Source organism: Pontibacter sp. HSC-36F09 (assembly GCF_024171605.1).
Taxonomy (GTDB): Bacteria; Bacteroidota; Bacteroidia; order Cytophagales; family Hymenobacteraceae; genus Pontibacter.
In genome coordinates, this window is the sequence record NZ_JALKAA010000004.1 from 1 (window position 1) to 19304 (window position 19304).

At 49.2% G+C, this 19304-nt stretch carries 20 protein-coding genes; 9 read left to right on the forward strand and 11 right to left on the reverse strand.

Annotation, left to right across the window (positions count from 1 at the left end; translation table 11 throughout):
* Nucleotides 1-94: 94 nt before the first annotated feature.
* The 3 genes from L1278_RS12940 to L1278_RS12950 all read right to left on the reverse strand — a co-directional run bounded on the left by L1278_RS12940 (nucleotide 95) and on the right by L1278_RS12950 (nucleotide 2862).
* A complete protein-coding gene (locus L1278_RS12940) occupies nucleotides 95-586 on the reverse strand; it encodes a dihydrofolate reductase (RefSeq protein WP_253405060.1) in 492 nt (163 codons plus the stop codon).
* Between the two features lie 115 nt (nucleotides 587-701).
* Nucleotides 702-1628 (reverse strand): methionyl-tRNA formyltransferase, encoded by a 927-nt coding sequence (gene fmt / locus L1278_RS12945; RefSeq protein WP_253405062.1) that lies wholly within the window; start codon nucleotides 1626-1628, stop codon nucleotides 702-704.
* A gap of 4 nt (nucleotides 1629-1632) precedes the next feature.
* Nucleotides 1633-2862, reverse strand: coding sequence for an exo-beta-N-acetylmuramidase NamZ domain-containing protein (locus L1278_RS12950; RefSeq protein ID WP_253405064.1), 1230 nt, complete (start codon nucleotides 2860-2862; stop codon nucleotides 1633-1635).
* A 111-nt stretch (nucleotides 2863-2973) separates the two neighbouring features.
* Between L1278_RS12950 and L1278_RS19680 the strand changes: the two genes are divergently transcribed.
* The gene (locus L1278_RS19680; RefSeq protein WP_253405066.1) at nucleotides 2974-4188 is read left to right on the forward strand and encodes an FtsX-like permease family protein; all 1215 of its coding nucleotides are present in this window, start codon (nucleotides 2974-2976) and stop codon (nucleotides 4186-4188) included.
* A gap of 228 nt (nucleotides 4189-4416) precedes the next feature.
* Nucleotides 4417-5001, forward strand: coding sequence for a hypothetical protein (locus L1278_RS12960; protein ID WP_253405068.1), 585 nt, complete (start codon nucleotides 4417-4419; stop codon nucleotides 4999-5001).
* A 97-nt stretch (nucleotides 5002-5098) separates the two neighbouring features.
* On the opposite strand, the gene L1278_RS12965 is transcribed toward L1278_RS12960, so the two are convergent.
* From L1278_RS12965 to L1278_RS12975, 3 genes are all read right to left on the reverse strand, one after another.
* Nucleotides 5099-5956 carry a mechanosensitive ion channel family protein gene (locus tag L1278_RS12965; protein WP_253405073.1) on the reverse strand — a complete coding sequence of 286 codons (858 nt, stop codon included), beginning with the start codon at nucleotides 5954-5956 and terminating at the stop codon, nucleotides 5099-5101.
* Between the two features lie 91 nt (nucleotides 5957-6047).
* Entirely contained in the window at nucleotides 6048-6749 is a 702-nt protein-coding gene (locus L1278_RS12970) for a peptidoglycan DD-metalloendopeptidase family protein (RefSeq protein ID WP_253405075.1), read from the reverse strand.
* A 47-nt stretch (nucleotides 6750-6796) separates the two neighbouring features.
* Nucleotides 6797-7351: an HNH endonuclease gene (locus tag L1278_RS12975; RefSeq protein WP_253405077.1), complete on the reverse strand. Its 555-nt coding sequence runs from the start codon at nucleotides 7349-7351 to the stop codon at nucleotides 6797-6799.
* Nucleotides 7352-7608: 257 nt separating this feature from the next.
* Here L1278_RS12975 and L1278_RS12980 point away from each other — a divergent pair, with 257 nt between their 5' ends.
* From L1278_RS12980 to L1278_RS12990, 3 genes are all read left to right on the forward strand, one after another.
* Complete coding sequence (locus L1278_RS12980; protein ID WP_253405079.1) at nucleotides 7609-8694, forward strand: ferredoxin--NADP reductase; 1086 nt, start codon at nucleotides 7609-7611, stop codon at nucleotides 8692-8694.
* Nucleotides 8695-8825: 131 nt separating this feature from the next.
* Nucleotides 8826-10538 carry a M3 family oligoendopeptidase gene (locus L1278_RS12985; protein ID WP_253405086.1) on the forward strand — a complete coding sequence of 571 codons (1713 nt, stop codon included), beginning with the start codon at nucleotides 8826-8828 and terminating at the stop codon, nucleotides 10536-10538.
* Between the two features lie 189 nt (nucleotides 10539-10727).
* On the forward strand, nucleotides 10728-11852 hold the full coding sequence (locus L1278_RS12990) for an META domain-containing protein (RefSeq protein WP_253405088.1): 1125 nt from the start codon (nucleotides 10728-10730) through the stop codon (nucleotides 11850-11852).
* A 455-nt stretch (nucleotides 11853-12307) separates the two neighbouring features.
* Here L1278_RS12990 and paaD read toward each other — a convergent pair whose 3' ends face one another.
* The 5 genes from paaD to L1278_RS13015 all read right to left on the reverse strand — a co-directional run bounded on the left by paaD (nucleotide 12308) and on the right by L1278_RS13015 (nucleotide 16029).
* On the reverse strand, nucleotides 12308-12793 hold the full coding sequence (gene paaD, locus L1278_RS12995) for a 1,2-phenylacetyl-CoA epoxidase subunit PaaD (RefSeq protein WP_253405099.1): 486 nt from the start codon (nucleotides 12791-12793) through the stop codon (nucleotides 12308-12310).
* 96 nt (nucleotides 12794-12889) lie between these two features.
* Entirely contained in the window at nucleotides 12890-13645 is a 756-nt protein-coding gene (gene paaC, locus L1278_RS13000; protein WP_253405105.1) for a 1,2-phenylacetyl-CoA epoxidase subunit PaaC, read from the reverse strand.
* Entirely contained in the window at nucleotides 13645-14280 is a 636-nt protein-coding gene (locus tag L1278_RS13005; RefSeq protein WP_253405107.1) for a phenylacetic acid degradation b, read from the reverse strand. Before L1278_RS13005 ends, paaC begins: the two co-directional genes overlap by 1 nt.
* A 109-nt stretch (nucleotides 14281-14389) precedes the next feature.
* Nucleotides 14390-15376 carry a 1,2-phenylacetyl-CoA epoxidase subunit PaaA gene (gene paaA / locus L1278_RS13010; protein WP_253405109.1) on the reverse strand — a complete coding sequence of 329 codons (987 nt, stop codon included), beginning with the start codon at nucleotides 15374-15376 and terminating at the stop codon, nucleotides 14390-14392.
* Nucleotides 15377-15456: 80 nt separating this feature from the next.
* Nucleotides 15457-16029: a TetR/AcrR family transcriptional regulator gene (locus L1278_RS13015; protein WP_253405111.1), complete on the reverse strand. Its 573-nt coding sequence runs from the start codon at nucleotides 16027-16029 to the stop codon at nucleotides 15457-15459.
* A gap of 352 nt (nucleotides 16030-16381) precedes the next feature.
* On the opposite strand from L1278_RS13015, the gene L1278_RS13020 reads away from it, so the two are divergent.
* From L1278_RS13020 to L1278_RS13035, 4 genes are all read left to right on the forward strand, one after another.
* Nucleotides 16382-17155, forward strand: a complete 774-nt coding sequence (locus tag L1278_RS13020; protein WP_220626992.1) for an enoyl-CoA hydratase/isomerase family protein — start codon at nucleotides 16382-16384, stop codon at nucleotides 17153-17155.
* Nucleotides 17156-17199: 44 nt separating this feature from the next.
* Complete coding sequence (locus L1278_RS13025) at nucleotides 17200-17709, forward strand: fatty acid hydroxylase (RefSeq protein ID WP_220626956.1); 510 nt, start codon at nucleotides 17200-17202, stop codon at nucleotides 17707-17709.
* Nucleotides 17682-18569 (forward strand): MerR family transcriptional regulator, encoded by an 888-nt coding sequence (locus L1278_RS13030; protein WP_220626957.1) that lies wholly within the window; start codon nucleotides 17682-17684, stop codon nucleotides 18567-18569. Before L1278_RS13025 ends, L1278_RS13030 begins: the two co-directional genes overlap by 28 nt.
* Nucleotides 18570-18779: 210 nt before the next feature.
* On the forward strand, nucleotides 18780-19289 hold the full coding sequence (locus L1278_RS13035; protein WP_220626958.1) for an RNA polymerase sigma factor: 510 nt from the start codon (nucleotides 18780-18782) through the stop codon (nucleotides 19287-19289).
* Nucleotides 19290-19304: the final 15 nt, after the last annotated feature.

The following is a 19304-nucleotide window of genomic DNA, read 5'->3' on the forward strand; positions in this document are numbered from 1 at the left end:
CGGCTATACCTTGCGGCTATACCTTGCGGCTATACCTTGCGGCTATACCTTGCGGCTATACCTTGCGGCTATACCTTGCGGCTATACCTTGCGGCTATACCTTGCGGCGCAGCTCTTTAAAGGTATAGGCATATTTGTTCTTCTCGTCCGGCTCGTGACCTTCAACGCTAACCAACAGCCATTCTTCTTCCTTCAGCTCCGGGAAAAAAGTATCGCCATCAAAGTCATGATGCACTTTGGTCAGGTAGATCGTATCCACAAAAGATAAGGCTTGCTTGTAAATTTCAGCGCCGCCGACAATGCTCACTTGCTCGCTGTCCAGTTCTTTGCCTTTCGCAATTGCTTCTTCCACCGAGTTCACCACGATGCAGCCTTCTGCCTTATAATCCTCTTGCCGCGTAACGATGATGGTTGTGCGGCCTGGGAGGGGCTTGCCGATAGATTCAAACGTCTTGCGGCCCATGATCATGGGATGGCCCATGGTTTTTTGCTTAAAGTGGCGCAGGTCGGCAGGTAGATGCCAGATCAACTGGTTATCCTTTCCGATAACGTTGTTCTGGGCTATGGCGACGACGATGGCAATCATAGGTTAATGTGCTTTTTAATGTGTTAATGTGTGCTTAGAGAATGTGCCTATTGGCAAGCATAAAGTTAGGTAGTCATGATACCTGTAACCTTTGCTATACCTAAACTTGCCTTCCCTATACCTCAAATTTATACCCCCTTAACAAATCCTGCACGGGCATGCGCTTTTTGCCTTCCATTTGCAGGTCCAGAATCGAGAGAGCGCCGGCGGAAGTCTGCACGTGCAGGTAGGTTTTGTTGTCGGTTTGAAGCTGGCCTGGCGCTACGGTATAAGCAGTGTTCTCGAGCACTTCCGTCTTGAAAATCTTAAACGTCTTCCCATCGAAGCGGGCCCAGGCGGCCGGGTAGGGGGATAGGCCGCGTATAAAATCTCGTACCTGACGGGCAGGCTGATTCCAGTTGATTTCGCAGGTTTCCTTGAAAATCTTTGGCGCATGCTTCGTCTCAGCAGTAATTTGCTGCGGCTGAGGTTGCACTTCACCGCGCTCAATGGCCTGTACCGTGCGCACGGCCAACTCAGCTCCTGTGTGCTTTAGCTTTTCGTATAGGCTGCCGAAATCATCCTCCTCAAGAATCGGTATTCTGTCCTGGAAAATCAGGTCACCGGTGTCGATTTCGTGCTTGAGAAAAAAGGAAGTAACGCCTGTTTCTTTCTCACCGTTGATGATGGCCCAGTTGATAGGCGCCGCACCGCGGTATTGCGGCAGCAAGGAACCGTGTATGTTGAAAGAGCCCAGCTCGGGCATTGCCCAGACCACTTCCGGGAGCATCCGGAAGGCCACGATGATCTGCAGGTTCGCCTGGTAGCTGCGCAACTCTTCCAGAAAAGCCTCTGACTTCAGGTTGGTCGGCTGCAGCACCGGTATACCTTGCGATACAGCGTACTCCTTCACAGGCGATTGCTGTATCTTCTGGCCGCGACCCGCCGGTTTGTCAGGTGCCGTGACCACAGCTACTACCTTATAATGATGTTCGACGAGTGCTTGCAGGGTAGGCACCGCAAAGTCGGGCGTGCCCATGAACACGATTCGTAAGTCCTGCATGTATCTATTCAAAATCAGGGTATAGCAAATAGTTTTTGCGCAGCACTTTGTAGTCCGACAAGTTTGGCTCCCAACTGGCTCTGATCTCGGTTTCGGTCTTGCCGGCAATCACTTGCTTGCGCAGTTCCGAGGTGCCCGCCAGTTTCTCGAAGAAGTTGTTGAAGAATTTCTCCTTGTTCGTCGAGTTGTTGTACATCTCCAACAGGTACTTCAGCGTAAACGGCTGCGCAAAAGACGGGTCAGTCAGATCCATGCCGTAGCACTTCACGCCTTTGTGCGGCGGGTCAGTAGCGCCCGGGGTGCTGACAGGCGTAAAGGAGTAGTCCTTCTTCTGGTAGAAAGGCGAGCCAATCACCTGGAAAGGAGTAGGTGTGCCACGTCCTACGCTCACGTTTGTTCCTTCAAAGAAACAGATGGACGGGTATAGCGCAATGGACTGTGGGTTTGGCAGGTTCGGCGAAGGACGCACCGGCAACTCGTAGGCCATCGTGTGGTCGTAGTTCTCCATCTTGATTACGGTCAGGTCGCAGCTTCTCTCGCCCTCCAGCCATTTCTCGCCGTTGATCATCTCGGCCAGTTCGCCCACCGTAAGGCCGTGCACAATCGGAATCGGGTGCATGCCCACGAAGGACTTGTGCTCCATCTCCAGCACCGGACCGTCCACGTAGTGACCGTTCGGGTTGGGGCGATCCAGCACGAGCATCTTTTTGCCGTTTTCAGCACAGGCTTCCATGGCGTAGTGCATGGTGCTGATGTAGGTATAGAAGCGCGTGCCTACGTCCTGAATGTCGAACACGAGTACGTCGAGGTTTTGCATTTGGGCTTTCGAAGGCTTCTTGTTGCTGCCGTAAAGCGAAATGATTGGTAGGCCCGTTTTAGTGTCTTTCGCGTCCTTGATGTGCGCACCAGCGTCGGCCTCGCCACGGAAACCATGCTCAGGGGCAAAGATGGTGGTCACTTCCACACCGCGACTGATCAGCGTATCCACAAGGTGGGTTTTGCTAATTACAGAGGTCTGGTTCACGACCATACCCACACGCTTGCCTTCGAGAAGCTTCAGGTAGCGGTCGAGCTGCTCGGCTCCCAGGACCAGCGGTTTCTGAGCAGGGGCTTGGGTGGTTTCTTCGGTAACCGGGGCGTTTTGCTCGGCGGTAGTGGCAGGTGCCTGTTTCGGGGTGCAGCTGTTGAAGCTCAGCAACAGGGCGCTGCAAAGTATAGCAAATGGTTGTGTCATCAGTGTTGGTTTTTCAAGGTCGGGTTTGGAGATTCGCTTACAAAAACGAAACTTTAACAGGTTCTAAGTCAAAATTCATACCTATCTTTAAGGCAGTTTAGACGCAAGCGAGTGAACGTATCCAAATTCATATCTGATAAGATTTCCGAAGTACAGGCTGGTTCTTTCACCACGTCTGTGACAAAAATAGCAATTATAAGCATAGCTGCAGGCATTGCCATTATGATTGTGTCGTTTGCAATTCTGGAGGGCTTCCGTGATGAGATAAGAAATAAGATTTTCAGCTTCGGGTCGCACTTGCAAATCAGTAAGTACGACACCAACAATTCCTTCGAAGGCGCTCCCATCAGCACGGCCACAGGTATAAATAGCACCGAGGAAATAGCAGGTATACAGCACATTCAGGGCTTCGCCCGCAAAACTGCTATCATCAAGACTGAGGACGAGGTACTGGGCGTGGTGATGAAGGGCGTGGGCGAAGACTACGACCTGAGCGCCATGCAGGCCAACTTAGACGAGGGCGGCTTGGTGACATTTTCGGACACGGCCTCTTCCAAAGATGTCATGCTCAGTCGTAAAATAGCGAACAAACTCAGGCTAAAGGTAGGGGACGAGGCGATCTTTTACTTCATCCAGAATCCGCCGCGGGCCCGAAAACTGAAGGTGGTGGGTGTGTTCAACACCGGTTTGGAAGAGTTTGACGAGGTATTTGTCATCGGTGACCTGCAACTGATCCGCGAGCTAAACAACTGGCCCGATACCCTGGTGGGCGGCGTGGAAATTTTGCTCAAGGACTTCAACCAGATAGATCAGGTGGCCGACCAGGTGTTCGACCAGATGAACTACGACCTGCAGCTCGAGAAAATAACCGACCGGCATGCCCAACTCTTCGACTGGCTGCAACTTTTGCGCAAGAACGTGATCATCTTTCTGGTGCTGATCATCTTTGTGGCGACCTTCAACATGGTGTCCACGGTGTTCATCATGATCATCGAGCGCATCAGCATGATTGGCGTTCTCAAAGCCATCGGTGCCACCGACGCCCAGATACGGAAGATCTTTTACTTCCGCGGTCTCAACCTGACGCTCAAAGGGATGCTGTGGGGCAACGTCATCGGCCTGGGCTTCTGTGCCATCCAGTACTTTTTCCAGGTTATCCCCCTCGACCCCGAAAACTACTACATGGACACCGTTCCTATCAGCTGGAATTTTCCTATCATCATCGCCCTCAACGTGATCACGCTTGTGATGACCATGCTCGCCATTCTTATACCTGCCGCCATGGTGGCCCGCATTAAGCCTGTTCGGGCGATTAAGTTTGATTAGGGGGTGATTAGACCTTATTTAAGTAACTTAGTTCATTTTCATCTAATTATGATTTTACATGAAAAGTTTAATTGAGCTTAGTTTTTTAAGGTAGGTGAATGGTATTATAATGATGGGATTAATCATTCTATTTCAGAATGTCTGAGTGAGAAAGATTTACTATACGCTTTTATTGTTGATGAACAGGTAATGTATATTGGAAAGACTGCAAGCACTTTAAGAAGTCGTATGAATGGCTATAAAAATGCCGCGGTTTCGCAACGAACTAATATTCGAGTTAAGAATGAAATTATAAATAAATTAAAAGCAGATAGAGTTGTGCAAATATTTGTCTTATTGGATAAGGCAAACCTTATGTTTAAAAATTATAAGGTTAGTCTTTCTGCAGGATTAGAAGATAACTTAATTGCAGCTATTCGCCCTCAATGGAATTATAGGGGTAACAACAGGATAAAAGTACAAGAATTGCCGCAAGAAGATGACAATGTGATTTTAGAAACTACTCCACCAATCATAGGTATACTGAAAACAGTTAAAATCAAATTAGGGTCAGAATACTTGAAGAATGGTTTTTTTAATTTTTCGAAAAAGGACCTAAATTTTTTACCAGAAGAACCTATGCCCGTAAATATATATTTAGGACATGATAGTCAATATTGTTTTCAAGGTCGATTCTTATTTGCGAACCAAAATGGACAACCAAGAGTGCATGGGAATAAGAATTTAAAAAACTGGTTTCTAGATAAAAATTATAGAAAGGGTGACATTATTACAATCGACATAATTACACATGATACATATCGGTTGAATTGATTGTTGGAGTAACTACTGGTTTTAGATTATTTTTGACATTAACTGTGAAATAAAAACGGCAGCCCATACCTGAGCTGCCGTTTCCTTTTCCACTAACCTATACCTGCTGTACCGCATTCGGTGCTTGCCCATTACTTGCACCACCTACCATCTCTCTTCTTGGCACCGGCATCTGTATACCTTGCTCTTCAAAAGCTGACTTGGCGTGTTCGTTCATGTCCCAGAAGAAAGCCCAGTAATTCTCTTTTTCGACCCAAACTCTCACGCTCAAGGTGAGGGAGTGCTCGGCAAAATTGGTTACCACAATGGCTGGCGCTGGGTCAGGCAATACACGGTTGTCGGCTTGTATCAGATTCTGCAAAAGCTGACGCACCTTACCTATGTCGTTGTTTACCGATACGGCAAAATTAAATTCCACGCGGCGGGTTTTCTCGATGGTATAGTTCACCACCACACTGTTGGCCAGCGGACCGTTAGGTATAAAAATCGTCTTGTTATCAGGCGTTTTCAACACCGTGTTGAAGATATTGATCATGTCTACAGTGCCGCCCTGCCCCTGCGCTTCGATGTAGTCGCCCACGCGGAAAGGCTTGATGGTCAGAATGAGCACCCCGCCCGCAAAGTTGGCAAGACTACCCTGCAAGGCCAGACCAATGGCAAGACCGGCCGAGCCGAGTATGGCAATGAACGAGGTCATCTCGACGCCCAGTTGCGCAATCACCAGAATAATCAGCAGCACGCGTAGGGCAACGGCCATGACACTTTTCAGGAACGGGCGCAGCGATACATCCACATCCTTCTTCACCATTAAATTATACACCAGGCGGTTGAGCCAGTTGATAACCCAAAGGCCAACTAACAGAGTGATAACAGCCACTACCAAACGCATACCATACACCATCACAAAATTGGTGATAGTGGCACTGTAAGTTTCAAAATTAAAAAGGTTAGACATATAGGTCTGGTTTGTGTTAAAAGCAAAACTCTGGCACCTATGAGCGGGTACCAGAGTTCAAATTTGGTCAATTTCTACAGTAAAGGCAAAACTAAGCCAAGTGGCGGCATTTCAGAATCAGGTTTGGATTCGGGCAAAGGCCTTCATATACAGCTTGTTCCGACAGTCGCGCCACACCCGGATAATCTCCATTTCTCCCATCCATCGAGCACATCACCTGAAAGTGCAGGTGCGGCGGCCAGTCGCCGTTCACCGGGAACGGACCCACTTCGGCAATCTTGTCGCCTTTCCGGATTTCCTTGCCAACCGACAGTCCTTCCAAACAAGCACTGCTCAGGTGACCATACAAGGTATAGAACGTCACTCCTTCGAGTTCATGTTCCAGGATGATGGTAGGACCATAGTCGCCGAAGTTGGCGTTGTCGGCAAAGCTGTGCACTTTGCCGTCGAGCGGGGCTAACACGGCTGTGCCCGCAGGCAGCCAAACATCTATACCTAAGTGCAGGTCGCGGCTCTCTTCGGCCACGTCGAAGTGCTGGCTGCGACGGTAGATGAACCGGTTTTCCATATAGCCGCCCACACCGATGCTGGCGTTCTGTTCCTGCAATAGCTGGTTCACGGCCTCATTAAAGGCTTCGGTGTTGCGCAGGTCGGTTTGCTGCAGCAGCTGGTTGGCTGCCGTAAAATCAAGACGGCACACATACTCGCCGTTCAGGTCCGCATCGAGTACGGGCCCAAAAGCAACAGTGTGCCGTCTTAGAATATCGCTAAGTTTCTTTTCGGTATTCAGCATGTAGAAGTAAGGCGGGGAATGTTCCGCCAGGCAAGTATGTTGAAGAATTATGCTACTTCTTCAACATACTTGGAGAGTGTCTTCAGGCTTTTGGTCTTGCCAAAAAGCTCTTCGGATTTTTTGCTGTAAGCCTGCGCAGCTTCCTGCAGCGTGTCGAAGGTGCCGAGGTTGATGCGTTGCTTGTTATGGTGAATGATAGCGCGGTATTTCTGAGCCTCCTTGTGCACGCCGCGTACGCCCAGTTTGTTCTCCGTTTTGGCTGTGTTGCGTACAATCTTGCAGAGGGGAGCCCACTCCAGGTTTTCGAGGCGACAGTCGAGCTTGTTGCCGTTTTTGAAGTGCACATAAAGCTTGATGTTGCTTTCCGGCTTTTCAATCAGCTGTTCGCCAATCATTTTGTGCAGGTAAATGGTTTCGTTGCGGTACTTGCCGTTTTTCAGCGGCCAGTTCTTCTGGAAGAAGGCGTAACCGTTAGAGTGAATGCGCAGGTGCTTCAAAAAATCAATTTGCTGCAGGTATGCATTGTTTTGAATATACTCGTAAGTGCGGTCGTCCACCATTACGGTTTTTTCACAGTTTTTGAGAGTTAGTTTGTAGAGCATTGGTGTTTTCAGTAATTGTATGGTAAAGAACGGAATGCGGTGGCTGGTTAGTACCCGACTACAGTACTTGTATGTACTATGTTACAAATGTGCAGTTTTTTTTCATCCTGCGTTCTTTCTGTTAATGATTTGGTTATAATACGTGATTCAGGAAATCGGTTTTAAAAATTACCTGAAATTTTCACTGAACAGGCCAGATTGTCGTAACTTTCAGTCTGAAACCATGTTTCCCTTTAATAGACTAGTATAAAAACGATATGAGTAGCCCTTATTTCATGCTGAAGGTCGTGGAAATAACCCGCGAAACATCAGATGCGATTACGATTCACTTAGAACATCCCGATAAAAAACCGATTCCATTCAAGGCAGGTCAATTCCTGACACTTATCCTTCTGATAGACGGAAAGAAAGTCCGCCGTTCTTATTCACTGTGTTGCGCCCCGAACGAGGGCAGTAGACTTTCAGTAACTGTTAAACGTGTAGAAGGTGGTCTGGTTTCCAATTATTTGCTTGATAATCTGAAAGTTGGACAGGAAATTGAGGTAATGGAGCCGCTCGGTAATTTTAATCTCGTGCCGGAGGCGGACAAGAGCCGTCATATCATCCTTTTCGGGGCCGGTAGCGGCATTACGCCCCTGATGTCGATGCTCAGAGCAGCCCTGCGAGAGGAGCCCAACACAAAGGTGACCTTGCTGTACGGCAACCGCGACGAAGACTCCGTTATCTTCAAGCAGCAGCTACAGGAGCTGCAGGATGCCAACCCGGAGCGCCTACGTGTGGAGTATATTTACAGCCAGCCCAAGCAGTCCTGCGACTACCGCGGCCGAATGAACCAAAGCGTGATCCTGAAGATCCTCGAGCGTCGGCAACTGTCCAAAACGACTGATGCGCTGTATTACATGTGCGGCCCTGATGGGATGATGGAGGAGGTGCGCAAGGCCCTGAATGTGCTCCACGTGCCTGCTGACCGCATTTTCCGGGAAAGTTTTGTGAGCAACAAGCTGGTGGAGCAACAGGAGCAGGAGCACCACGGCGACGTGTCTTCCTCGGATGATGATGGCGAGATTACGACCCAAACTGTGACCATTATTTACGAGGGAGCCGAGTACACCGTGACAGTGGAGCCGGACCAGACCATACTGGAAGCTGCCCTGGACCAGGACGTGGACCTGCCATACTCCTGCCAGGCTGGACTGTGTACTGCCTGCCGCGGCAAGTGCCTGAGCGGAAAAGTGCATCTGGATGAACGCGAAGGGCTGTCAGATGCCGAGCTAGACGAAGGGTACGTACTCAACTGTGTGGGCCATCCGTTAACCTCCAATGTGGTCATCGAAATAGGATAGAAAATATTTGTTATAAATCAGTTTAGCTGCACTATATTTTACATATATAGTGCAGCTTTTTTTTGCACTTTCAGGAGAAGTGTCTATATTACCTCTTCTTTACAGAACCATCTATGAGTAAAACAGAAGCTATGATACAAGTACCCGAACGAAAGAAGCGGGTTTACCTGTCCGAAGACTTTAAAATAGATAATTGGGAAACCATACAGCCATATTTTGAAGAACTGAAAAGCCGTGCCATCAACTCGGTGGAAGAGCTGGAGAAGTGGATGAAGGACCGCAGCGAGCTTGAGAGCGTGCTCTCCGAAGACCTGGGCTGGCGCTACATCCGCATGACCTGCGACACCCAGAACGAGGACATCACAAAGGCTTTCCAGTATTTCGTATCAGAGATAGAGCCCCAAATAGCCCCTTACGACCACGAGCTCAACCTGAAGTTGATGCACTCGCCTTATGTGAACGGGCTTGATAAAGACAATTACCGCATCTACCTGCGCGGTGTGGAGCGTGCGCTGGAGATTTTCCGTGAAGAGAACATTCCGCTCAATACCGAAATCAGCACCAAACAGCAACAGTACGCCGCCATAACAGGGGCCATGACCGTGACGCTGGACGGGGAGGAAATGACCCTGCAGCGCGCCGCCGACCGCCTGAAGCGCAATGAGCGTGCCGTGCGTGAAGATGCATGGCGTGCCATACAGGAGCGCCGCACGCAGGACCGTCAGAAACTCGACGACCTATTCGACGAACTGTTGAAGCTCCGCACGCAGGTGGCTAAAAACGCCGACTTCGATAACTTCCGGGACTACATGTTCGCTGCCATGGGCCGCTTCGACTATACCCCGCAGGATTGCTTTGATTTCCACCAGTCCATCGAGGAGACCATTGTGCCTTTGCTGACAGGTATAGACCACGAACGCAAAGAGAAGCTAGGTATAGCCGACCTGCGCCCGTGGGACCTCGACGTGGACCCGAGCGGAAAAGCCCCGTTGGAGCCGTTCCATTCAGGTGAAGAACTTTTGGAGAAGACCATACAGGTATTCTATAACCTTGACACATACCTGGGTGACTGCCTGGCCACCATGCGTGAAATGGGGCACCTGGATCTGGAGTCGAGAAAGGGGAAGGCCCCGGGCGGGTATAACTATCCGCTGGACGAGATTGGAGTTCCGTTTATTTTCATGAACGCCACTTCGAGTCTGCGCGACGTGATTACGATGCTGCACGAAGGCGGCCATGCGGTGCATTCTTTCCTGACGCGTGATCTGACGTTAAGCGCTTTTAAACATCCGCCGTCAGAGGTGGCCGAGCTAGCTTCTATGTCCATGGAGCTGATTTCAATGGACTACTGGGACACCTTCTTCAGCGACGAAGACGAGTTGCGCCGAGCCAAGCGCACGCACCTGGAGAGCGTACTCGAGACCTTCCCGTGGGTAGCTACCGTGGATAAGTTTCAGCACTGGCTATATGAACACCCTGAACACAAACAGGAAGAACGCCATCAGGAGTGGCTCAATATTTTCGGGCGTTTCAATCACCTGGAGGTGAACTGGAGCGGGCTCGAGAAGTATAAGCCGTTCATCTGGCAAAAGCAGCTACACATCTACGAGGTGCCTTTCTACTATGTAGAATATGCCATGGCGCAATTAGGAGCGATAGCCGTGTGGAAGAACTACAAAGAAAATCCTTCGGAGGGATTGGCTGCTTACAAGCGCGCCCTCAGCCTGGGCTATACCGTCACGATCGGCGAAGTGTATGAAGCTGCGGGCATCAAATTCGATTTCAGCACCGCGTATATCAAGAGTCTGGTGGACTTTGTGAAAGGCGAAATGGCCAATATATAAGGTATAGCTATACCTGATCACAAGGCCCCGCCGTTACCCGAGAGGTAGCGGCGGGGCTTTTGTATACATACTCGGTTATTGGCAGCGGTTTGGCAGGTATAGCTTCCTGCCCGTTTCGATTTTTGGAACCTCGGCTACCAGTACCAGGAACTTTATCGTAGAGATTCCTATACCTGTTCACGAAGAAAAATGAACCTGCTCAATCGCTTGCTTCTCGTCGGGATTCTCTTGCTGTGCATCGCTACAGCCTGTTCCACCGCGCCAACTTCCGTTTCGCAATCGGATGCGCCTCTGTCGAATGCCGAGGTAGCGCGGGCAGCCGTGGGTACGTGGATTGGTACCATCCCCTGTGCCGATTGCCCGGGCATACGCTATACCCTGGATATTAACCCGGACAGCAGTTACCGCGAGCGTATGGTGTACCAGGGCCGAAGCGCGACGCCTTTTGTGCAGTCGGGTACTTGGGGTGTAGGCAATGGCAGGGTGCAGCTGAACAAACAAGGCACAGGTAACAACCAGTTTGCCCTGGACGGCGAAGCGTTGGTGATGCTCGATGGCGACGGAAACCAGATTGAATCCCCTCTTGCCGATGCCTATCGTCTTCGTCGGAGGAGCCCCGATGAACCGGAGGACAACCCAAGCCTGTGGCGCGAGAAGTACGAACGCGGTATCGACTTTGCCGCTGCTGGCAATGAGCCGTTCTGGTCGCTGGAAATTGACCTGGAAAAAATGATTGAGTTCCGGCTGCTGGACGAAGAAGATGGCAGCGTGCTGACGCCTATACCTGTCGCTGAGAAGCCTGAGACAGGGGAGGGGACGATCTACAGAGTTCAGACCGTTTCGGGAAACCTGGAAATCCGGTTGATGAAAGAGAACTGCGTCAACACCATGTCTGGCCGTGAGTTTCCTTATACTGTAACAGTGTTGAAAAACGATATGGAATACAAAGGCTGCGGCATGTACCTCCGCGACTCCCGCTTAAACGGCACCTGGAATCTGGTTGAGTTGGAAGGGAAAGCTATTAAGACCAAAGATGCTGAACAAAATCAACCTTCCTTGAACATAAATTTAGATGAAGGCAGGGTTTCTGGAAGAGCAGGCTGCAACAGAATAACGGGCACGCTTGAGCCAATCGGTGATAAAATCAATTTCGGTCCCATCGCCGCAACCAGAATGGCTTGTCCGGATATGGAGTTGGAGAGCCAGTTTTTGCGGGTGTTGAATGACGCGGAGTTGAGGTATAGCGTAAGTGAAGAAAGTTTGGAATTGTTGTTGGGCGGGAAGACAGTTGCTGTTTTTGCGAGGGGAGCGTAAATGGGGTATACCTATACCTTGCTGGCGTAGCTACTGGCTTTTGCAGGTATAGCATAATGAGTTGTTTTATAGCTTCGCCTGTGCGGCGGGCACTTACTTTTTTCCTTGATGAAAAAAGTAAGCAAAAAAATCAAGACCCTCCAAACTCGCTGAACGCTCAAACAGTGGAGTGTCGTTTGGTGCACCTGGCGGATGCTATACCTTCGTAGTGAGCGTGCAAGTTACCTTTGTTATACCTACCAGTGGTTTGTGACAGTAACTACAACGTCTTATACTTATAAATCGACACCGGCGGGAAACCCCCCCTTTGAAGGGGGTAGGGGGATGTTAATCGTGCACAGGAATCCTGAAAATCCGTGAGGGTAGGGGCCCTCTTAAATCCTCAATATCCTGATTCAAACAAAAAATCGCCCGTTGTTTCCAACAGGCGATTTTCTGTTTCTTTCTCAATGTAATTACAACGGCTTGAACTGCTCAAACATCTGCCGGCAATCGTTGCAGTAGTGCATGGAGCGGCATAATGTTGAGCCGAAAGGTGTGCGCAAATCTGTGTTTTCGCTGTCGCAGTAGGGGCATTTTACATGTTCCAGGATGTCCAGATCGAGAATCAAATCATACTTTGGGGGCGGTGCCAAACCGAATTCCTTTAGGTGCTGACGCCCTTTCTCCGAAAGCTTGTTACTGTCCCAGGGCTGGTCAAAAGACATAATCACGGTATGGTTGGTAATGCCATACTTATCCAGGGTGCGCTCCACGTCCTTTTTCATGTAGTCCATGGCAGGACAACCGGCAAAAGTCGGCGTCATGTTCACCGTCACGTGGCCTTCGTCAGAAATAGTCACAACCGTGATTACTCCCAAATCCACCAGTGACAACACCGGTATTTCAGGGTCTTTCACCTCCTCCAATAGGGTCAATATATTTTCTTTCGTCAGTTCCATGATTATTATTTGACAAAGGATATTTTGACAAAAGACAAATGACTTTACTTTAATGCAATACCGCTTTTGTCAAATAGTCTTTAGTCCTAAAACCAATTACCACTCCGCCGTCGGATCTATCTTAAACACTTCGGCCATCTCGTCGAGAAGCGGCTGTAAGTGCTCGGTGTGCTCGCCGTGGCGACCGCCAAACTTTGGCTCAATCGTATGCAGATCTGGTAGCTTCAAATCAGTCTTTTCAATAACAGCCTGAATGCGCTTCAACCACTCGGCTTTCACGGCTTCCTCGCCAGCGTATACGCTAGACTCAATTAACTCCTGCTCGAACTTCGATGGCTCAAACATACTTAATGCGTAAGGTATAGCTTCGGTCAAAGAGGACTGTAATCGCAGGATGGCTTCTTCTGTAGACGAGCCCAGGTTCTTGATCCAGGTGTTGGCGTGCAGCACGTGGTATTTCACTTCGCCTTTCAGCTTGGTGGCAACTTTGGCAATGGGTTCGTAGCTCGACTGGCTCAGCATCTCGAAACGGATGATCTCGGCGTTGTCGTAGAGGAAGTGACGGATCAAACTGAAGTCGTACTCGCCGTTTGGCAGCTCTACCAACTGGCTGTTGTGAAATTGGTTAGCGTTGCGTGTAAAGGCAACCGTATCCGGGTCAGCTTCGCCAAGGTCCTGTAGCAAGGTATAGAACGCCAGGCTATGGCCGATTTTATCCTGCGCCATCGACGAGAAGGCAATGTCTTCTTCGAGGATGGGGCCGAAGCCGGTCCACTCGGAGTTGCGGTGGCCAAGTATCAGTTGGTCGTCGGCGAGTTTGTATAAAAGGTCTTTTATCGCGAGCTCGTTCATTAGGAGGCAGTCGTTTTGTGTTCTTCTTTATACTTTGTGATTTTGTCCATCACTTTGTAGGCGATGGCTTCGCGGTACTTTTTCTCAGGTATAGTGGTCCACATGTCCTTGTCTTCTTCCGCTGACTGCAGCACATGCTTCGATTTCATCACCCAAACATTTACAATCGGGCCTTTCTCGCCGAATTGTTTTCGTGCTTCCTGTAGTGCTTCCTGGTAAGAAGTCGCCATTACGCGACCTACATGGGCATGCGCTTTGCCGCGTTTCTTGAGGTGAAAGAATTCGTAAGCCTCAGCTTCTTCGCTGCGCTCAGTCGGTTCTTCTACAGGCATCATGTCGTATACATTTTCCTGGTCGCCTACATAGGGTGTCACCTGAATGTGCTCAGTGCGGACAATCCAAAGGCCTACACAAGCAAAGCGGCGGCTATACTGCTCTTTTGCGAACAGGAAAGCCACGTCTTCGTTTGGCGCGTGCACCGGGCCGACATAGGTATGGGCGGCTCCGTCTTTTTTCTGATGAAAAGCCTCGTATGTTTCAAACTGGTCCAGCTCCTGCTTCGGCTCAATAGCGGGCGCCTCGCCTTCCGGCAGGTTCAGTCGGGTTACTCTCGGGTCTAATGATTTTAAGCTCATGCTTCGCTAATTATGATTCAATAATTAGAAAATAGAAATGAAGCCAAGCCTTTCAAAGAGCGTATACTCCAAATCAATTTCTAATTCATAATTTCTAATTTGCTATTGGCTACGCCAATGGCTTCACGTATTTTGCTTTTGGGTTGAGGAGGGCTCTGCGAACCCAGGCACCACGCTCTTCGGCGGTACGGCGCACGGCAAGTCGCTCGGCGTTGCAAGGACCGTCCCCGTTGATTACCCGTTTGAACTCATCCCAATCCGGCTCGGTATATTCCCACTGACCGGTTTCCATGTTCTTCTTCAGTTTCGGGTCTGGCACAGTCAGGCCAAGTTCCCAGATCTTCGGCACATACATGTCGAGGAACTGCTGACGGCACTCGTCATTAGAGGCCATCTTCACTTTCCAGCGCATAAGCGTTTCGGTGTGTGTACTCATTTTGTCCGATGGACCGAAGAAGGTCATAATAGGAGGCCACCAGCGGTTAAGCGCAGCCTGAATCATTTCGCGTTGCTTGGGTGAGCCGGTTGCCATGTGCACTACAGCGTCGTGGCCATACTTCAGGTGGAAAGCTTCCTCTGCACAGATACGCTCCAGCGCACGGGAGTAAGGACCGTACGAACCTTTGGCATTTGCCATTTGGTTTACGATCGCGCCTGCGTCAATGAGCCAGGAAATGATGTTGGAGTCTGCCCAGGTATAGGCGGGGTAGTTAAACACGTTTGAGTACTTGCTCTTGCCATTGATCAGGTCAGTCAACATTTGCTCGCGTGTTTTGCCCAGTGTTTCGGCGGCACTATATAATAACTGTGCGTGACCAACTTCGTCCTGCACCTTGGCCATTTGGGCCATTTTACGGCGGAAGCCCGGTGCGCGGGTAATCCACGTTCCCTCCGGCAGCGCACCGATTATTTCGGAGTGCGCATGTTGCTCAATCATACGAATGAGTTGCTTGCGGTAGAGCTCAGGCATCCAGTCGTTCGGCTCAATTTTCTCGCCATGGGCGATACGCGCTTCAAACTCAGCCAGCTTTGCAGGGTCTTCAGTCTGCAGGTTGTCGAATTTGGTAGCTTCAAAAACGTTTCCTCCTCCGTACATAATATTTTCAGTTTTAAGGTTTAGTAAAAAGTGCCGGACTGTTAAGGTGGTCAGTCCGGCTAAGGTTAGGTATAGGTAAACTAGTTAAGGTTCGTCTTTAAACCATTCAGCAGCATGGCCGACAGGTTTCCGGATATTTCCGCAGGTTTCATTTTTCCTTCCGGCTTGTACCAGGTATGAATCCAGTTCAGGCCTGAGAGTATCGTCAACACGGCAAACTTCTCGTCCGGCACCTGAAACTCACCGCTGGCTATACCCTGGCGGATGATTTCGCGGAAGTAATTTTCATACCGGTCGCGCAGGGCCAAAAAATCGGTATGGTAAGGCTCACTCAAGTGGCGCCACTCCTGCAGAAACACCGCTGAAGCCTCCGTGTTGCGGGTGAGTACCTGCACATGCGCTGAAATAGCGCATTTCAGTTGCTCAGTAGCGCTGGCATCCTCATCTTTTACCGCTTCAATCGCTCCGAAAAACTCTTCTGCCATCCGGAAGCATACCCGCTGCAGAATCTCCTCTTTGGAACGGATATGCGAGTAAATGCTGGCCGCCTCTATACCCAGGGCGTTGGCCAGGTCACGCATGGATGTGGCCGAAAAACCTCTGCTCTTGAATAAGGCCGTAGCCGTCTGCTCTATCTGTTCTTTCCTGCTCAATTATACTTCTTATATAGCTAACAACAAATGTAAACAACCTAACGTTCGTTAGCAAGTAATTTTTACGGAGTTTAAGCCCTTGGGTTGAGTTAATATCCGGCTCCTATACCTTTTCCCTTTACTTGAAATCTAACAGAAGATTAACTGATGACCGCAGGCTGTGTGGAGGACAACTCGACTATTGCCTAAGATTTTGTACCTGTTTTGCTGAGACATTCACCTAATTTGCTTATCTTTTTCGAGCATTAGCTATTTGCTCGCGTATACCTGATACCGGCTTGCCGGTGTAAGAAAACCAATTTTAGAAGACATTACCATGACTGACACAACACAACCACCTATCACGCAAACCATGGATTTCGTGCGCTACGAAGTAAAGGAGCGTGTTGGGTATATCACCCTGACCAGATCTGAAAAGCGAAACGCCCTGAATGCTGAAATGGTAACCGAACTGAAGCGCGCTTTTGCCGCCGCCGAAGACGACGAAACCTGCAAAGTAATTGTGCTGCGTGCCGAGGGCAAGGTGTTCTGTGCCGGTGCCGACCTCGAGTACCTGCAGCGCCTGCAGCAATACGACTACCACGACAACCTTGCCGACTCCACCCACCTGATGGAGCTCTTCCGTCAGATCTATACCTTAAAGAAAGTGGTGATTGCCCAGGTACACGGGCATGCCATAGCGGGCGGCTGCGGACTGGCTTCCATTTGCGACTTCACGTTTACGGTTCCTGAGGCTAAGTTCGGCTACACCGAAGTGAAGATCGGCTTTATACCTGCCATTGTTAAAGTGTTTCTGCTACGCAAAATAGGAGAGGCCCACGCCAAGCAACTGTTGCTTACCGGCGACCTGATCTCGGCTGCCGAGGCACAGGAATATGGTCTGGTGAATTACGTGGTGCCCGCAGACGAACTGGAAGAAAAAGTATTTGGCTTCGCCCAAAAGCTTTGCAAAGAAAATTCGCGACAGAGCATGGAGGTGACCAAAGAGATGATAGCCCGTGTGCAGGAAATGTCGCTGGAAGAGGGCTTGCAATATGCCGCCGAGATGAACGCCGTGGCCCGTGGCAGTGAGGATTGTCAGCGCGGTATTGATGCCTTTTTAAATAAACAGTCACTGAGTTGGTAGATTTCTGTTAAGTTTTCAAAACCATTTGTTAAACTTGTTGTTGGATGAGTATGCTGATGGGGCTTGGAATAATGTTAATCACTTTTGTAGCGATGGAAGGCGTGGCCTGGGCCATGCACAAGTATGTGCTGCACGGTTTTCTGTGGTTTCTGCACAAGTCTCATCATACGCATCATAAGCACGCCTTTGAGTGGAATGACCTGTTTTTTGCCTATTATGGAACCCTCGCCATGCTGTTCTTTATTTTCGGCAGCGAGCCCATTGATTATCGGTTCTGGATTGGCGCAGGCATTACACTGTATGGCGTGGCTTATTTCCTGATACACGATGTTTTCATCCACAGGCGCATCAGGCTTTTTGGTAATACGTCTAATGTTTACCTCAAAGCCTTAAACATAGCGCATAAAATGCATCATAAGCACACGGCCCGCGACGGCTCAGAATCTTATGGTATGCTGTGGGTGGCACCGAAGTATTTTAGGTCCGCATACGCAATTCTACAAAAACAACAACAAGGGGAACAGACGTGGCGCAGTACACCATCAAAGAGCTAGAACACCTCTCAGGTATCAAAGCTCATACCATCCGCATCTGGGAACAGCGCTACAATGTGCTTTGTCCCCAGCGTACCGACACTAACATCCGGTATTACAGCGACGCTGACTTAAAAACACTTCTGAATATCTCACTCCTGAACGAGCAAGGGTATAAGATATCTAAAATTGCCAGGATGAGCCCCGAACAGCTAAAGCTGACAGTGCAGCAACTGGCCGAACAGGAGAGTACAACGCTTTCGCACCACATCAACAACATGGTTACGGCTATGATCGATATGGACGAGGAGCGGTTCGACAAATCATTCTCCACTGTAACCTTGCAACTGGGCTTTCAGGATGCTATGCTACAGGTGCTATACCCTTTCCTGCATAAGATTGGCATTTTGTGGCAAACCAATAACATAAGCCCTGCGCACGAGCACTTTGTGAGCAATCTGGTGCGGCAGAAACTTATCGTGGCCATAGACGGGCAAGTGGTGAAACGCACAGAAGACACACCTACCTATCTGCTATACCTGCCGGAAGGTGAGCTGCACGAGATCGCTTTGCTTTTTATGAACTACCTAATCCGGGCACACCATCATCAGGTGATCTACCTGGGCCAGAACCTGCCTTTTGAAGATCTGAAGCAAACCTACGAGCAATTGAAGCCCGCAATCATTTGTACGGTTCTGACAATAGTGCCGGAACGGGAGCTCGTGCAGGAATATATTGAGCGGGTGGCAGTAACTTTTCCAGATGCGCGTATTTATTTCTATGGCTACCAGGCGCAGCATAGTTTTCTTAAATACCCAAAAAATACGCACCGCCTGAGTTGCATCAACGATTTTGAAGCGGTGTTGAAAAAAAATATTTAAAAGTTAAACAGCTCCCTGAAGCAGGGATAGTTCAACAATAAAGGTCAAATCCGATTGGGTTTGGCCTTTTTTGTTGGGTAAAATTCAATAACCAAGTTTTGTAAACAGTGCTGTTTGTTTACTTTAATTGAAAAAATGCTAAACAAAATTTGGCTTAAATTTATATATACCGTATAATTGTTTAGTTGTTAAAGATAAAAATTAAACATTATGACGGCAGTAGAATTTTCCAATCATATTCAGTTGGCAGCTGGTTCGTTGAAGCCGGTAGCTATGAACCTGACCCGCAACGCGGACGATGCCAAAGATCTGGTGCAGGAAACGTTGCTTAAGGCGCTCTCTAACCGCGACAAGTTCAACACCGGCACTAACCTGAAAGCATGGCTATACACCATCATGCGGAACACGTTTATCAACAACTACAACAAGATAACTAAGCGCAGCAGCAATATTGACAGCACAGAGTATCTGCAGTACCTAAACACAGACGACAGCTTTGTGACAGTTAACAAAGGCACGGCGGCATTTGTGATGAGTGATATAAAAGCGGCTATTGCCAAATTAAATGAAGAACATCGCACGCCCTTTATGATGTATTACATTGGGTATAAATACTTGGAAATAGCTGAAAAACTGAACATTCCGATCGGGACAGTGAAGAATCGCATCCACATTGCCCGCAAGGAACTGAAGAAGTTGCTACAGGTTTATGGCGACTAACTACAACTAATGCTG

Bases quoted from the DNA above. Each gene is read 5' to 3' on its own strand.
- L1278_RS13035 (WP_220626958.1), top strand. From the start codon at position 18,780: ATGACGGCAGTAGAATTTTCCAATCATATTCAGTTGGCAGCTGGTTCG.
- L1278_RS13025 (WP_220626956.1), top strand. From the start codon at position 17,200: ATGAGTATGCTGATGGGGCTTGGAATAATGTTAATCACTTTTGTAGCG.
- L1278_RS12940 (WP_253405060.1), bottom strand. From the start codon at position 586: ATGATTGCCATCGTCGTCGCCATAGCCCAGAACAACGTTATCGGAAAG.
- L1278_RS12975 (WP_253405077.1), bottom strand. From the start codon at position 7,351: ATGCTCTACAAACTAACTCTCAAAAACTGTGAAAAAACCGTAATGGTG.
- L1278_RS12950 (WP_253405064.1), bottom strand. From the start codon at position 2,862: ATGACACAACCATTTGCTATACTTTGCAGCGCCCTGTTGCTGAGCTTC.
- paaA (WP_253405109.1), bottom strand. From the start codon at position 15,376: ATGTACGGAGGAGGAAACGTTTTTGAAGCTACCAAATTCGACAACCTG.
- L1278_RS12965 (WP_253405073.1), bottom strand. From the start codon at position 5,956: ATGTCTAACCTTTTTAATTTTGAAACTTACAGTGCCACTATCACCAAT.
- L1278_RS12960 (WP_253405068.1), top strand. From the start codon at position 4,417: ATGAATGGCTATAAAAATGCCGCGGTTTCGCAACGAACTAATATTCGA.
- L1278_RS12970 (WP_253405075.1), bottom strand. From the start codon at position 6,749: ATGCTGAATACCGAAAAGAAACTTAGCGATATTCTAAGACGGCACACT.
- L1278_RS12985 (WP_253405086.1), top strand. From the start codon at position 8,826: ATGATACAAGTACCCGAACGAAAGAAGCGGGTTTACCTGTCCGAAGAC.
- L1278_RS12980 (WP_253405079.1), top strand. From the start codon at position 7,609: ATGAGTAGCCCTTATTTCATGCTGAAGGTCGTGGAAATAACCCGCGAA.
- L1278_RS13005 (WP_253405107.1), bottom strand. From the start codon at position 14,280: ATGAGCTTAAAATCATTAGACCCGAGAGTAACCCGACTGAACCTGCCG.
- paaC (WP_253405105.1), bottom strand. From the start codon at position 13,645: ATGAACGAGCTCGCGATAAAAGACCTTTTATACAAACTCGCCGACGAC.
- L1278_RS13020 (WP_220626992.1), top strand. From the start codon at position 16,382: ATGGATTTCGTGCGCTACGAAGTAAAGGAGCGTGTTGGGTATATCACC.
- paaD (WP_253405099.1), bottom strand. From the start codon at position 12,793: ATGGAACTGACGAAAGAAAATATATTGACCCTATTGGAGGAGGTGAAA.
- L1278_RS12990 (WP_253405088.1), top strand. From the start codon at position 10,728: ATGAACCTGCTCAATCGCTTGCTTCTCGTCGGGATTCTCTTGCTGTGC.
- fmt (WP_253405062.1), bottom strand. From the start codon at position 1,628: ATGCAGGACTTACGAATCGTGTTCATGGGCACGCCCGACTTTGCGGTG.